The 14,623-nt window shown below is 51.0% G+C and carries 11 protein-coding genes; 8 read left to right on the top strand and 3 right to left on the bottom strand.

All coding sequences use genetic code 11. From position 1 onward, the window contains the following. Nucleotides 1–102 precede the first annotated feature (102 nt). Nucleotides 103–714, top strand: a complete 612-nt coding sequence (locus BMF08_RS10050) for a response regulator transcription factor (protein ID WP_072567459.1) — start codon at nt 103–105, stop codon at nt 712–714. A gap of 52 nt (nt 715–766) precedes the next feature. On the opposite strand, the gene BMF08_RS10045 is transcribed toward BMF08_RS10050, so the two are convergent. Next, entirely contained in the window at nt 767–2,320 is a 1,554-nt protein-coding gene (locus tag BMF08_RS10045; RefSeq protein ID WP_072567458.1) for a peptide MFS transporter, read from the bottom strand. A 411-nt stretch (nt 2,321–2,731) separates the two neighbouring features. After that, nucleotides 2,732–3,712, bottom strand: coding sequence for a YadA C-terminal domain-containing protein (locus BMF08_RS10040; RefSeq protein WP_072567457.1), 981 nt, complete (start codon nt 3,710–3,712; stop codon nt 2,732–2,734). Between the two features lie 555 nt (nt 3,713–4,267). Here BMF08_RS10040 and BMF08_RS10035 point away from each other — a divergent pair. The 4 genes from BMF08_RS10035 to BMF08_RS10020 all read left to right on the top strand — a co-directional run bounded on the left by BMF08_RS10035 (nt 4,268) and on the right by BMF08_RS10020 (nt 9,238). Further along, nucleotides 4,268–5,458, top strand: a complete 1,191-nt coding sequence (locus BMF08_RS10035; protein WP_072567456.1) for an amino acid permease — start codon at nt 4,268–4,270, stop codon at nt 5,456–5,458. 493 nt (nt 5,459–5,951) lie between these two features. Next, on the top strand, nt 5,952–6,740 hold the full coding sequence (locus BMF08_RS10030; protein WP_199775955.1) for a transporter: 789 nt from the start codon (nt 5,952–5,954) through the stop codon (nt 6,738–6,740). A gap of 14 nt (nt 6,741–6,754) precedes the next feature. Then, a complete protein-coding gene (locus BMF08_RS10025; RefSeq protein ID WP_072567454.1) occupies nt 6,755–7,546 on the top strand; it encodes a hypothetical protein in 792 nt (263 codons plus the stop codon). Between the two features lie 51 nt (nt 7,547–7,597). Next, complete coding sequence (locus BMF08_RS10020; protein ID WP_072567453.1) at nt 7,598–9,238, top strand: sulfatase-like hydrolase/transferase; 1,641 nt, start codon at nt 7,598–7,600, stop codon at nt 9,236–9,238. A 42-nt stretch (nt 9,239–9,280) separates the two neighbouring features. Here BMF08_RS10020 and BMF08_RS10015 read toward each other — a convergent pair whose 3' ends face one another. Then, entirely contained in the window at nt 9,281–10,522 is a 1,242-nt protein-coding gene (locus BMF08_RS10015) for an anaerobic sulfatase maturase (protein WP_072567452.1), read from the bottom strand. Nucleotides 10,523–10,784: 262 nt separating this feature from the next. Here BMF08_RS10015 and paoA point away from each other — a divergent pair, with 262 nt between their 5' ends. The 3 genes from paoA to paoC are packed head-to-tail and all read left to right on the top strand — an operon-like array spanning nt 10,785 to nt 14,622. Then, entirely contained in the window at nt 10,785–11,474 is a 690-nt protein-coding gene (gene paoA / locus BMF08_RS10010) for an aldehyde dehydrogenase iron-sulfur subunit PaoA (RefSeq protein WP_072567451.1), read from the top strand. Further along, nucleotides 11,471–12,427, top strand: a complete 957-nt coding sequence (locus BMF08_RS10005) for an FAD binding domain-containing protein (RefSeq protein ID WP_072567450.1) — start codon at nt 11,471–11,473, stop codon at nt 12,425–12,427. The genes paoA and BMF08_RS10005 overlap by 4 nt, the downstream gene beginning before the upstream one ends. Further along, nucleotides 12,424–14,622: an aldehyde oxidoreductase molybdenum-binding subunit PaoC gene (gene paoC, locus BMF08_RS10000; RefSeq protein ID WP_072567449.1), complete on the top strand. Its 2,199-nt coding sequence runs from the start codon at nt 12,424–12,426 to the stop codon at nt 14,620–14,622. Before BMF08_RS10005 ends, paoC begins: the two co-directional genes overlap by 4 nt. The last annotated feature ends 1 nt before the right edge of the window (nt 14,623 follow it).

Below are 14,623 nucleotides of genomic sequence, written 5' to 3'. Positions count from 1 at the left end.
TAAGAGTTTTCTTATAATCCAAATCCTATTTCTTAATTGCCTTTTATTGCCGTCACAGGTAATTATTGCCACCATGAATATTTTTAATAAAGGTTATGGATAATGATCGCTGTAATAACGTCATGCAGCTTCTTTCGTGAAGGGTTTCATGAGCTTTCCCGTCAACTACTTACCGAGTGCAAATCCTTTTCACGGGTGATGTACAGCGATACCATTAATACATTCACCAAGAAAATACTTAGTCAAACAAAAGCGATAGTGGTGGATTATGGGCAGTCAGACATTCAGCAACTCATCGATCTGCTGGTTGTTAAGAATAAGTATCCAGATAGTTATTTTATATTTATTACGCGTGAAAGCTGCTTCGAAAACACCATTGAAAATATTCTTATCAATACCGTTTCCGATTACTCAATTGATTGCGTCAGTGCCATCCGCAAATTAAAGGCGTGCCTGAAGGATTTTGCCTCCGGCAATCAGCATATTATCGTCACCAAAAACAGGCGGCTGTATCATATTGAAAAAGAGAAGAACCTGACGAAGCGGGAAAGTGATTTATTGCCCTACATTATTTCAGGGCGAAATAATAAGGAAATCTCACGTTATCTGGACGTCAGCGGCAAAACGGTGAGCCACCATCGTCGCAACATTTATCATAAATTTGCAGTCAATAACCTGACGGGTCTTTATCATGTCTTTGGTCGCTATGCCTGATACGGCAAGACGCTAAGGCAGGCTTACACCTGCCATAGCGTTGTTATATCACTCAGGCATCAGCAACCGGTTTTGCTTCAGTTTTCACCTGGGCATTTTCCAGCATACGACGCACCGGAACGATAAGCAGGGTCAGCACCGCCGCGCAAATCAACAGCGCAATAGAGCAGCGCGCGAACAGATCCGGCAGCATATCCAGCTGATCCGCCTTCACATGACCGCCAATCAGACCCGCCGCCAGGTTGCCCAGCGCACTGGCGCAGAACCACAGCCCCATCATCTGACCACGCATTCTTTCCGGCGCCAGCAGCGTCATGGTCGCCAGACCAATCGGGCTTAAGCACAGCTCGCCGAGGGTCAGCATCAGGATGCTGCCCACCAGCCAGAATGGCGATACGCCTGCCCCGCCGTTCGCCAGCACGTTCTGCGCCGCCAGCATCATCAGCCCAAAGCCGCCCGCAGCGCACAAAATGCCGATCACAAATTTGGTCATACTGCTCATGCGCACATTTTTACGCGCCAGCATCGGCCATGCCCAGCTGAACACCGGCGCCAGAATGATAATGAACAGCGCATTAATGGACTGGAACCACACCGCAGGGATCTCAAAATCACCGATCATACGATTGGTATAGTCATTAGCGAACAGGTTAAATGACGTCGGTTTCTGTTCGAAAGCCGACCAGAAGAAGGCGGCGGAAACCAGCAGGATAAAGCACACCAGCAGTCTGGCGCGCTCTTTACGGTTAAGCCCGGCAAAGACAAACAGCCAGATAAAGTAGAGGGCTACCGAGGCGGCAATGACGTATACCAGCACGCTGGCGACAGCGACCGGGTTAATCACAATCACGCCCTGCGCGATAAGCGCCACGACAATCGCCACGCCTGCCGCCAGGCCGAGCAGCCAGCCGCCGACGCCGTTTTTCTTCGCCACCGGGTTGTTCCAGGTGGAATCAAGACCCACTTCGCTGTCGTAGCGTTTCATGGCCGGTACGGCAAACAGGCGGAAGATAACCAGCGCCACCAGCATGCCGATGCCACCAATGCCAAAGCCCCAGTGCCAGCCGTGGGATTTAATCAGCCAACCAGAAATCAGCGGCGCGATAAAGGATCCCATGTTGATGCCCATATAAAACAGCGAGAAGCCGCCATCACGACGCGCATCGCCCTTTTTATACAGCGTACCGACCATCACCGAAATACAGGTTTTGAACAGCCCGGAGCCAAGGACGATAAACATCAGGCCAATAAAAAACATGCTGTTGCCCATCATGGCCGACAGCGCGATGGAGAGGTGGCCCAGAGCAATCAAAATTGAGCCGTACCACACCGCCCTCTGCTGGCCAAGCCAGTTGTCGGCCAGCCAGCCGCCCGGCAGCGCGGCAAGATACATACTACCGGCAAAGATCCCCACAATGGCCGAGGCATTTTCACGTGCCAGCCCCATACCGCCATCGTAAACGGTGGCAGCCATAAACAAAATCAGCAGCGGGCGAATGCCGTAAAAGGAGAATCGTTCCCACATTTCCGTGAAGAACAGCGAGCCAAGTGGATAAGGATGCCCGAAGAAAGTCCGGCTTTCGTTTTTATTAACAGAGGAATGCATAAATTCTCCCAAAGAGGTGTGTCGTAGCGACTGCAAACACCGGATGTACGCCGACCATGGAGGTTTTAGGTCGGTCATTTACACCCGGCAAAATATTATTTAACCATTTGTTAACTGAACACCAGCGTTGTCTGACAGCAGAATCCCGACTTTAAGATGAAAAGTCGACAAATGTCTAGTTTCGCAGATTTTATGTTGGGTGATTGTGGATAGTGATTGACATCAGGCAGCACTGCAAATGAGGTCAGTATCCTCATCTCACTGATGAGGATACTGATGGCCCGCCATGAACATTATGCGGGTGAGTAAATTCCAGGGAGGTTATTTATCAGGGTTATTTCGTACGCCCTCAAACAATCCCCAGCCAACGATAAGCAGATAAAGAAAAAGCTTCATGTAAGGTGACATCTGTTACCAGTCTCCATGTAAACCGACGCTGCCGCCAAAGGCTTCAGCGTCATAACTGCCCTGCACCGTAACGGCACTGTGATTACCCGCTCTGAACTGCAAACCGCCCGCCAGCGCGGTTTCGCCGCGATAATCACCTACTGATACGGCATAGCCATTGCGGTTGGCGTTGTAATGGAGGTTAGCGGTGGCCTGCGCGCTGGCACCGAGGCGTTTAATCGCTTTGTTATTGCGATCAATTTGCTTTTGCAAACCTTTAGCGACGCGATCGGTATAGCGTTTTGCATCCTGCACGCCCTGATCAACATAACGCGCGGAGGATTCCGCCAGCACTCTGGCGTAGGCTTCCGCAGCGGCAAACTGTTCATCGGTATAGGTGTTAGCCTGCGCTCTGGCGTGAGCTGCGGCGCTGTCCGCATGAGCGTCGGCGTGCTTTTCAGCTGCGGCGGCGGCGTCATCGGCGTGCCCTTCTGCGGCGGCTTCGGCGTGATCGGAAACGGCATCCGCGTAACCGATCACCGAAGCCAGTGAGGTATCGCCGTTATCCGCCGGGTCAGTATTAGGGTTGTCGGTATTGTCGGGGTTATTATTGTTATCGGCGTTATTATTATTGTTATCGCCGTTATTATCGCTGCCGTTATTATCGGGATTACTGGTGTCGTGATGCCCCGTAATACTATCATGCAACTGAGCAAGTAAATCATCGGATACGCTGGTGTCGCCCCACGTAATGTAATGATGCTCGTTCCAGTAATTAACCTCTTCGGGGCTGTCAAAATGGACGCCAAGGCGATCCGCTTCGTTGTTAATATCGTTTAACCAGCTGTCTATACCATTTTGTTGCGTCTGGTTTATTTTATCCTCTACCGCCTGCTCTGCGGCGCTGCATTCCGACTGCCAGTTATCCAGCGCAGCACAATTATCATGCGCATACGCGTTTCCCACAGGCAATAAAATAGCCAAAGTTAAAAGCGTCTTTTTCATAAAATTAAATCGTTATTAATAAGGAATGACGGCACATTGGATGCACCCGGCAACAAAAAATAACGCACAGCCGACATTGGATCAAGTATTAATGCTGCTTAACATATTATCAGTTTAACTTTAGTTAACTTCGTTTACATCGCACCCGCGATAATTAACCGCTAAAAAACATTGTTAGTGTAATGCACCAGTGAATGTTGCAGAATTATTTAAAACTGTAACATTCAGCCGATTTTTTAGTACATACGGCGTCCCGCAATTGATGCCAGACAAATTCCCTTTCCATCGCCCTGCGAATATGATAATTAAATAGCAGGTGATTATTTAAATTGAAGCGTTTTTTCAGAATGGATCCTAGCTTCCAAAGGAATAATTTAACAATTGCCTTTGGTTGTTAACTAAAATTTCCATTTACTGCTGGCCACCCATATATACATCAGCCACGCTTAAGCTCATTCTGAATAACCTTTAATGAAAGATGACACTATGACTACGCAAATTGTAGAAAACATTGCCACTTCCCGACCTCGATGGAAATTCAGAGATACCATCTGGATGCTCGGTGTTTACGGTGCCACCGTTGGCGCGGGGACGTTGTTTCTGCCCGTAGAAATAGGTACGCGTGGGCCGCTGGTGTTCTTTATGCTTCTGCTTCTCGCCTTCCCGCTGTCGATAGTACCGCACGTGCTGATTTGCCGCGTGTTTATGCGCGATCACCAGACGGCAGATAAATCCCTGCCGATGTTTGGCACTTTCTTCGGCGCGAAAGGACAAAAGGCGGTACGGGTTTATTTTTGTCTGGCGCATTTTCCTGTCACGCTGGTTTACGCGGTATCGCTGGTAAACGCGCTGGATAATCTCCTGAACGATCATCTTCATATTACGATAATGAGCCGCGCATGGCTGGCATTTATTATCGTCGCGGGTCTGTTTATGGTGTTGAGTAAAGGACGTGAGAAAGTGGTCAGCATTTTAAGCACTCTCGCGCTGCCCTTTGCCCTGACGGTGGTGATTATCGCGGCAATCCAGATCCCTCACTGGCAGCTGGATCATTTCACTGCGGCGCTGAGCGCCACCAATAATGTGGCAACCGGTGAGACGATAAAAAACCTCTGGCTTACGCTGCCGCTGATCACTTTCGCTTTTTGCTCCACGCCGTTGATTTCCCCCCTGGCGGCGCATTATCGCGAAAAGCATAACGGCGGCGAAAATAAAGCGGTGCGGGTTGTGCGCCTTGCCTATACGCTGATCTTCTTCAGCATTATATTCTTTGTATTGAGTTGTATCCTGAGCATTCCCCATAACACCTTTGTCGCCGCGAAAGCGCAGAACCTTAACGTCTTATCGGTAATGGAAGGAGAAGGACGCTCAGGATTACTTTTTTATGCTGCTCCGCTGATCGCCATTATCGGCATGACAAAATCCTTTTTAGGGATTTGCCTGCCGGTTGCCGAAACCTTCGCCGATCTGGTTACTGAAACAACCGGCGTAACCGAGAGCAAAGGCAAAACAATCGCGTTTCTGCTGATGTTCGCCGTGTCGTTTGCCGTGGTCTATGTGAACCCGAATGTGATCAATCTTATTGAAACCGTCTGCGGGCCAATGATTGCTATCTTCCTGTTCCTGATCCCGGTCTTTCTGATTTATACCCGCGATGCACTGCGTCCCCTGCGCGGGGTTACGCCGCTGATTGTGTTAACGGGTGGTGTGCTGACCGTCTCGGCGCTGCTGTACGGAATGTTGTGACCGGCTGGTGAAGCCGCAGGTTCGCCGGTGAGAAGTAACATCATCAGGCGAACCTGTTACACCCCGCAGTCAGACAGTTTTATTAAAAAGCGATTTAATTATTACTTGATGATCCTTGCTTAATCTGCGGAAAATTAATAATGAAATGATTACTTATATTACCAGTTGATAATTTTATTTCCGCTTGTAATTTTTTGTTGGTTTACCTGATACTGAAACAATAAAAATATCCCGCACAAAAAAAAAGCTTGAATTATCCATGCGTTATGAGAAAGTGACGTTCAGCGTTAGGTTATTTCTGTTTTTATAATATCCACCTGTACGATTTTATTGCGTTTATGTTCCTGTGCACATCATGTGTCTACAGGGATTGCTTATGAACATAACGCATTGCATACACCAGGCGAGAAAATGCTGTAACAGGCTTTCTTATGCCTGCATCCTTTTTTTATGCGTATCCGCGGGCGCGTCTGCTGACAATGCCCGTGACTGGATGAACTTACCGAACGATCTCAATATTGTGTTTGGCTATTATGCGCCAATGAACGTTGATGCTCCCGGCATCAATATTGATGCTGACACCTTTCTCTTCCGTTATGGCTATACCTTTGCGATTGACGGGCGCACGTCGGCTATACAGATTGTTCAGCCTTATACCCGGCTGTCGGCCACGCCGGACAACGCCCGCTTCCCCGGAAGTTTTATCAATGAAAACCCCGGCGATACCCAGATTGTATTTGCGCATAACATCTTTGGCGGCCCGTCTTTATCCAAAAGTGAGTTTCGAAAATGGACGCCAGAGCCCTTTTTAACCGGTGCATTCTGGCTTACGGTGCCGGATGGTCAGTATGACAGTAATAACGTCTTAAATGCTGGCGCTAATCGCTGGGTGTTTAAACCGGAGTTAGCGTCCGGTTATCCGATAGGCCCTGTCTGGCTGGAACTGAATACCTGGGCGACGTTTTACACCGACAATGACGATTATTCAGGTAATAACACACTGTCACAACGACCATCCTATGCTGCTGAAGGGCATGTGAGTTATACCCTCTCCCCGGAATTATGGATCTCTCTGGATAGTTCCTGGGCCGGTGGCGGTGAAACGAAAATCAATGGGGTAGTGCAGGACGACCGGAATAACAACGTCATGCTCGGTACATCGATAGGATTTCAGTTATCCCCGCAGTTTGGCGGCATGGTGGCATACAGCAATATTGTTGAGCATCGGGAATATTCTGCTGACGTCGATGGCTGGACGTTCCGCTTACAGTACGCCTGGTAAAAGGACGCGAAAAAATGATCGCTTTTACTCATCACTCCAGGCTTTTCTGGGCAGGGAGTCTGCTGGCATTATCCTGTTATGCATGGGGTGAGAGTGCCAGTGTTGCGAATCAATCTAATAACCCGCTGCATCCGGCTTTCGCCCTGGCTTTTCATAATTATTACACCCCTGAACTCTATGGCAGCGAACAACATACTGATGATTTCTTCCTGCGCGGGACGATCCCCATAGCGCCGGGATTGATCCCTGTGCCCCAAATTTTCAGAATGTCAGTACCGGTTGTCACACGACCGCAAATTTCCGGCGGATATAATACCGGCATCGGCGATATTAATATTTTTGACATTCTTTTGCTTAAGCAAAAAGGCGTTAAACTCGGTGTCGGCCCCTTATTAACATTGGATTCAGCCTCACAGGACGAAACAGGCTCCGGTAAATGGCTGGCAGGCTTTTCCGCTGTTGTCGTACAGGATTCCGGCAGCGGTCTGTTTGGTGGATTATTGCAATGGCAGAAAAGTTTCGCGGGTGATAAAGATCGGACCAACGTTGAGACTCTCACATTACAACCTTTTGTTTTCCATAATCTTCCCCAAGGATGGTATCTGCGCTCGTCAGGGATAATGACTTATAACGTGCAAAACGATGATTACTATCTGCCCGTTGGCTTTGGTATTGGTCGGGCATGGAAATCAGGCAGTAACATAATCAATACCTTTATCGAACCTCAGTGGACCGTGGCACATAATGGGGAATATGAGCCGCAATTTACTCTCTTTACAGGATTGAACATTACCTTCGGCCGTTAATAAAAAAGCCTGTCGAGCTTTTATTTAATCGCCTTTAACATGGAGTACCCTATGAATAAGTTATTTATGATGAAAACAGTCGCGTCGGCTATTACACTTGCTATCCCGTTTATGGTTAATGCCGCGAATGGTCAACCGACTGAGGCCTATAAAGGCTATGACACGCCCGGGCAGTATATGGTCACTAAAACCACTACTCTGGCCGATAATATGATGCCGGTGATCTATAACGCCGGGCAGGAAAAGGAAACGGCACAAAAACTTGCAGAATTAGAAAAGAAAACGGGTAAAAAACCTAATATTCTGGTTTTTATCATGGATGATGTAGGCTGGATGGATGTCGGTTTTAATGGTGGCGGCGTGGCAGTAGGTAACCCGACGCCGGATATAGACAGGGTCGCGGAACAGGGGCTTATTTTAACATCCGCTTATTCGCAGCCCAGCTCATCGCCGACAAGAGCCTCTATCATGACCGGGCAATACTCAGCCCACCATGGCATTCTGGTGCCCCCTATGTACGGTCAGAAAGGAGGATTACAAGGCTTCACCACATTACCCCAGCTGCTACACGATCAAGGCTATGTCACTCAGGCTATTGGTAAATGGCATATAGGAGAAAATAAAGAGTCTCAACCTCAGAACGTTGGCTTCGATGATTTCCGTGGCTTCCTCTCCGTTTCAGATATGTATACAGAATGGCGGGACGCCAATGTTAACCCAGAGATAGCCCTTAGCCCCTCCCGCCAGGAATATATAAAAAATCTGCCGTTTAATAAGAGCGATATTCATGCGACGCGTAGCGGAACATTTAATGAAGTTGCGGAGATCACTCCCAAATATATGGAAGATTTAGATCAACGCTGGTCGCAGTATGGTGCAGATTTTATCCGTACGATGCAGAAGAGCGATAAGCCTTTCTTTCTTTACTACGGCACCCGCGGCTGCCATTTCGATAATTACCCGAATGCGTACTACGCCGGTCGTTCTCCGGCAAAAACGTCATTTAGCGACTGTATGGTTGAAATGAACGATGTCTTTAACCGACTCTACAAGTCACTGGAAGAAACCAACCAACTGGATAATACACTGATTGTCTTTACTTCTGATAATGGCCCGGAAGCCGAAGTCGCCCCCTATGGTCGGACACCCTTCCGCGGATCAAAAGGATCGACATGGGAAGGCGGCGTCCGTGTTCCCACTTTTGTTTACTGGAAAGGCATGATACAGCCCCGCAAATCAGATGGCTTATTTGATCTGACTGATATCTTCCCCACCAGCCTTGCCCTGGCGGGAAAATCGGGCGCTGAACTTGCGAAACTGGTTCCCAAAAGTACCTTTATCGATGGGGTTAATCAGGCATCCTGGTTTGTTGGAAATACAGGGCAATCTAATCGTCGGGCTGAGCATTACTTCTTAAACGGTCAGCTTTCCGCCGTACGGGTTGATGAATTTAAATACCATACGCTGATCCAGCAACCTTATGCTTTCACCAGTAAAGGCTATCAGGGAGGGTTTACAGGATCTATCAGTAAGACAGCGGGATCAATGATCTTTAATCTGTATACCAATCCACAGGAAGATGAGAGTATTGGCATTCGCCATATTCCTGTCGGGATAATCCTGCAGGAAGAAATCAAAAACTATAACAACATCCTCAATAAGTACCCGCCTTCAGTACAGATTCATTTGTAAGCTTTGCGCAAAACGGCCATCTGGTATGGCCGTTTTTTATTTTCATTTCTTTGATGCGCTGTTAATGTGAATGAGATCCGCATGCATTATATCGCTCACTGGCCGACCACTGGCGATAAGATCGGTCATCGCCTTTAACCAGCGCGGCAAATGATTAAAATAAAGCTGAAAGCCCTCGCATAAATAATTGAGTCCGGGTTCGCCTTCTTTGCTGCGCATAAAGCGATGCTTCGGGCACCCCCCCTGACAGGCCTGTAACACCCTGCATTGACGGCACTGGCGTGGCAGCGAGTTATATTTATCAGTACCAAATTTTACCTGGCCCGCTGAATCGATCATCTCCGCCAGGGTTGCCCCCATAATATTGCCTAACCGGTGTTGCGGATAGACATAGTGGTCGCAGGTATAAATATCGCCGTTGTGCTCAACAATAACCGAGCGCCCGCAAGTGGGCTGATGGTGGCACACCGCGCCGGGGGCATTGATAAAGCGGGCAAACGCCCATTCGATATTCATGACAAAAATGCTGCCGACATCCCGCTTACGCCACTCTTCGAATACGTTAACAAGAAAATGACCATAATCGGCAGGCAATACCGTCCAGGGCGTCACGCGGCTTCCATCCCCGCCGGGAGCATGTAATTTTAGCCCGGCTTGCAGGGCGTCATCATCCGCCAGTCGTTCCACGACCGGGATAAACTGAATAAACTCTACCCCGGCGTCACGCAAAAAATGATAAATCTCCAGCGGGTACTGAGCGCTATGGCGATTTACGCATGTCAGTACGTTGTATTTTACCTTGTACTTTTGCAGCAGGGCGAGCGCCCGCATAACCCGATGATGGGTGGGTTTACCGCTTTTAGTAAGACGATACTTATCGTGGATCGCTGCCGGACCATCCAGCGAAAGGCCAATCAAAAAATCGTTATCAGAAAAAAACTGACACCACGCATCGTTTAGTAAAATCCCGTTGGTCTGAAAACTGTTAGATATTTTCCGACCGGCCCCGTATTTATCCTGTAGCGAGACCGCTTTTTGATAAAATTCAAGCCCGGCTAACGCAGGCTCTCCGCCCTGCCAGGTAAAGGCGACTTCATCTTCAGGATACGTCGATTCAATATAACTTCGCACATACGTCTCAAGAACGTTATCGCTCATTATATTATGTTGTTGATAGTAAACTTCCTTTTCAAGATAAAAGCAGTAACTGCAATTAAGATTACAGACAGAACCAGACGGTTTTGCCATAACATGAAACGCACGTGTCTGAGTATTTTTTAACATATCCACATTCCTGTCGGGAAAGGTTCCATACAAAGCGATTTAATGGCTACTTATTATCCCGACACAGACGGCGTAACTTTGTTGTACAAAAATAGCTTTTTTAAGGCTGATGATGCGTTTCTGCTATGCAGGCCACACATAACGGCATTCGCGTTTTAAGAATATTCTTTTTGCTCTCGCCGACTATGCTTAACGTTTAAAAAAACGAACAGCATTCTCGCAACGCACTCTTATTTCCCCTTTTGCATACCGGAGGCCTGGCATGAGCAACCACGGCGAATACCCCGAAGATAATCGGGTTGGCAATCATGAACCGCACGATTTGAGTCTGACCCGTCGCGACCTAATCAAAGTCAGTGCCGCGACGGCGGCAACAGCTGTCGTTTATCCTCATTCAACGCTTGCAGCCAGCGTTCCGGCTGCAACTCCGGCCCCTGAAATAATGCCCCTCATATTAAAAGTGAACGGTAAAAGCGAGCAGCTGGAGGTGGATACCCGGACCACGCTGCTGGACGCGCTGCGGGAAAATCTGCATTTGACCGGCACCAAGAAAGGTTGCGATCACGGACAGTGCGGAGCCTGTACCGTACTGGTCAACGGTCGCAGGCTGAATGCCTGCCTGACGCTTGCAGTCATGCATCAGGGGTCGGAGATCACCACCATTGAAGGTCTGGGTTCGCCAGACCATCTTCATCCCATGCAGGTGGCCTTCATCCGGCATGATGGCTTTCAGTGCGGCTACTGCACCTCCGGGCAAATTTGCTCATCGGTGGCAGTGCTGAAAGAGATTAAGGACGGCATTCCAAGCCACGTCACCCGCGACCTGGTTTCCCCGCCTGAAATGACAGCCGATGAGATCCGTGAACGTATGAGCGGCAACCTCTGTCGCTGTGGCGCGTACGCCAACATCCTTGCTGCCATCGAAGACGCTGCGGGGGAGGTAAAATCATGAAGGCATTTACCTATGAACGAGTGAATACCCCGGCTGAGGCGGCGCTCAGCGCTCAGCGTGTTCCCGGCGCAAAATTTATCGCGGGTGGCACCAATCTGCTGGACCTGATGAAGCTGGAAATTGAAACACCTACCCATCTTATCGATGTAAACGGGCTGGGGCTGGATAAGATTGAGGCAACCGACGCGGGCGGCCTGCGCATCGGCGCATTAGTGCGGAACACCGATTTGGCAGCCCACCAGCACGTGCGGCAGCATTATGCCGTACTCTCCCGCGCCCTTCTCGCTGGCGCTTCCGGCCAGTTACGTAACCAGGCTACCACCGCAGGTAATCTGCTTCAGCGCACGCGCTGCCCCTACTTTTACGATACCAATCAGCCCTGCAATAAACGCCTGCCCGGCAGCGGCTGCTCGGCGCTTGAAGGCTTTAGCCGTCAGCACGCCGTAGTGGGCATAAGCGAAGCCTGCATTGCCACTCATCCGAGCGATATGGCGGTCGCGATGCGGTTGCTGGATGCGGTGGTGGAAACCATCACACCGGATGGAAAGGCGCGCAGTATCGCGCTGGCTGATTTTTATCGGCCGCCGGAGAAAACACCTCATATTGAAACCGCTCTGCTACCCGGCGAGCTTATCGTCGCGGTAACGTTGCCACCGCCTGTCGGCGGGGCACATTTCTACCGCAAGGTGCGCGATCGCGCCTCCTACGCTTTTGCTCTGGTGTCAGTCGCGGCAATCATCCAGCCAGACGGCAGTGGACGCGTCGCGCTGGGCGGAGTGGCGCATAAGCCCTGGCGCGTTGAGGCTGCGGACGCGCAAATGCCCCTCGGGGCGCAGGCCGTGTATGACACGCTGTTTGCCAGCGCACATCCCACCGCTGAAAACACCTTCAAACTCCTGCTGGCGAAGCGAACGCTTGCCTCCGTAATGACAGAAGCGAGGGCTCAGGCATGAAATTTGATAAACCTGCCGGGGAAAACCCGATTGATCAGTTGAAGGTTATCGGTCGTCCTCATGACCGCATCGATGGCGCGCTGAAAACGACCGGTACGGCACGTTACGCCTACGAATGGCACGAAATAGCGCCCAACGCCGCCTATGGCTATATCGTCGGTTCCGCCATTGCTAAAGGCCGGCTTACCGCCCTTGATATAGACGCCGCGCAAAAAGCGCCAGGCGTGCTGGCAGTCATCACCGCCGATAACGCCGGGGCACTCGGCAAAGGGGACAAAAACACCGCCAGACTGCTGGGCGGCCCCACGATTGAGCATTACCATCAGGCCATTGCTCTGGTGGTGGCAGAAACATTCGAACAGGCGCGGGCGGCGGCCTCGCTGGTACAGGGGCACTATCGCCGCGAAAGAGGGGCTTATTCTCTTGCGGATGAGAAACCGACTGTCAGTCAGCCACCGGAAGATACGCCTGACAAGAACGTCGGTGACTTTGACGGCGCGTTCTCCTCCGCAGCGGTGAGAATTGATGCCACCTACACCACCCCGGATCAGAGCCATATGGCGATGGAGCCGCACGCCTCGATGGCCATCTGGGAGGGCAATAAGGTCATAGTATGGACCTCAAACCAGATGATTGACTGGTGCCGCACCGATCTGGCGAAAACGCTGAAAGTGCCCGTGGAGAATGTGCGAATTATCTCCCCGTACATCGGCGGTGGGTTTGGCGGCAAGCTGTTCCTGAGAAGCGATGCGCTGCTGGCGGCCCTCGCCGCCCGTGCGGTAAAACGCCCGGTTAAAGTGATGCTCCCCCGCCCCGTCATTCCCAATAACACCACTCACCGTCCCGCGACCCTTCAGCACCTGCGTATCGGTGCCGACCAAAGCGGAAAAATCACCGCTATCTCCCATGAAAGCTGGTCTGGCAATCTGCCCGGCGGCACGCCGGAAACGGCGGTGCAGCAAAGCGAATTTCTCTACGCGGGGGCGAATCGTCATACCGGCCTGCGGCTCGCCACGCTCGATTTGCCGGAAGGGAACGCCATGCGTGCACCCGGCGAAGCCCCCGGATTAATGGCACTCGAAATCGCGATAGATGAACTGGCGGAAAAAGCAGGCATCGATCCTGTCGAGTTTCGCATTCTGAATGACACTCAGGTTGATCCCGCCAATCCGACACGCCGCTTCTCGCGCCGTCAGCTTATCGAGTGCTTACGCACCGGGGCGGATAAATTTGGCTGGAAGCAGCGCAATGCCACACCCGGGCAGGTGCGCGATGGTGAGTGGCTGATCGGTGTCGGCGTCGCGGCGGGCTTTCGCAATAATCTGCTCGAAAAATCCGGCGCGCGGGTTCACCTCGAGCAAAACGGCACCGTTATCGTGGAAACGGACATGACCGACATTGGCACCGGTAGCTACACCATTCTGGCCCAGACGGCGGCGGAAATGCTTGGTGTACCGCTGGAGCAGGTTACTGTTCACCTCGGTGATTCCAGTTTCCCGGTTTCTGCGGGGTCTGGCGGGCAATGGGGCGCGAATACCTCCACCTCCGGCGTGTACGCCGCCTGCGTGAAGCTTCGTGAGATGATTGCCTCAGCCGTCGGGTTTGATCCTGAGCAGTCGCAGTTTACCGACGGCAAAATTATCAGCGGTACGCGCAGCGCTGCGCTGCGTGAGGCTACGTCTGGCGGCAGGCTGACAGCAGAAGAGAGTATTGAATTCGGGACGCTCAGCGAGAAGTACCAGCAGTCGACCTTTGCCGGACATTTTGTTGAAGTCGGTGTGCACAGCGCAACGGGCGAGATCCGTGTTCATCGCATGCTTGCGGTGTGTGCCGCAGGGCGCATTCTGAATCCTAAAACCGCCCGCAGTCAGGTCATTGGCGCAATGACCATGGGTATGGGCGCGGCACTGATGGAGGAGCTGGCCGTGGATACTCGTCTGGGATACTTCGTTAATCACGATATGGCGGGATATGAGGTGCCGGTCCATGCGGATATTCCGTTACAGGAGGTCATTTTCCTGGATGATACCGACCCCATTTCCTCCCCGATGAAAGCCAAAGGCGTGGGTGAGCTCGGCCTGTGCGGCGTGGGCGCGGCTATCGCCAATGCGGTTTACAACGCCACTGGTGTCCGGGTACGGGATTACCCCATCACCCTGGATAAGCTGCTCGATAAGCTGCCGGATGTGGTTTAAG

Origin of the sequence: Enterobacter sp. SA187, assembly GCF_001888805.2 — a bacterium.
Classification (GTDB): domain Bacteria; phylum Pseudomonadota; class Gammaproteobacteria; order Enterobacterales; family Enterobacteriaceae; genus Enterobacter_D.
The sequence above is the reverse complement of the archived record's forward strand: the minus strand, read 5'-3'. Positions and strand labels throughout refer to the sequence as shown.

Coding starts and splice junctions, on each gene's coding strand:
- BMF08_RS10050 (WP_072567459.1), top strand. CDS start 103: ATGATCGCTGTAATAACGTCATGCAGCTTCTTTCGTGAAGGGTTTCAT.
- BMF08_RS10045 (WP_072567458.1), bottom strand. CDS start 2,320: ATGCATTCCTCTGTTAATAAAAACGAAAGCCGGACTTTCTTCGGGCAT.
- BMF08_RS10040 (WP_072567457.1), bottom strand. CDS start 3,712: ATGAAAAAGACGCTTTTAACTTTGGCTATTTTATTGCCTGTGGGAAAC.
- BMF08_RS10035 (WP_072567456.1), top strand. CDS start 4,268: ATGCTCGGTGTTTACGGTGCCACCGTTGGCGCGGGGACGTTGTTTCTG.
- BMF08_RS10030 (WP_199775955.1), top strand. CDS start 5,952: ATGAACTTACCGAACGATCTCAATATTGTGTTTGGCTATTATGCGCCA.
- BMF08_RS10025 (WP_072567454.1), top strand. CDS start 6,755: ATGATCGCTTTTACTCATCACTCCAGGCTTTTCTGGGCAGGGAGTCTG.
- BMF08_RS10020 (WP_072567453.1), top strand. CDS start 7,598: ATGAATAAGTTATTTATGATGAAAACAGTCGCGTCGGCTATTACACTT.
- BMF08_RS10015 (WP_072567452.1), bottom strand. CDS start 10,522: ATGTTAAAAAATACTCAGACACGTGCGTTTCATGTTATGGCAAAACCG.
- paoA (WP_072567451.1), top strand. CDS start 10,785: ATGAGCAACCACGGCGAATACCCCGAAGATAATCGGGTTGGCAATCAT.
- BMF08_RS10005 (WP_072567450.1), top strand. CDS start 11,471: ATGAAGGCATTTACCTATGAACGAGTGAATACCCCGGCTGAGGCGGCG.
- paoC (WP_072567449.1), top strand. CDS start 12,424: ATGAAATTTGATAAACCTGCCGGGGAAAACCCGATTGATCAGTTGAAG.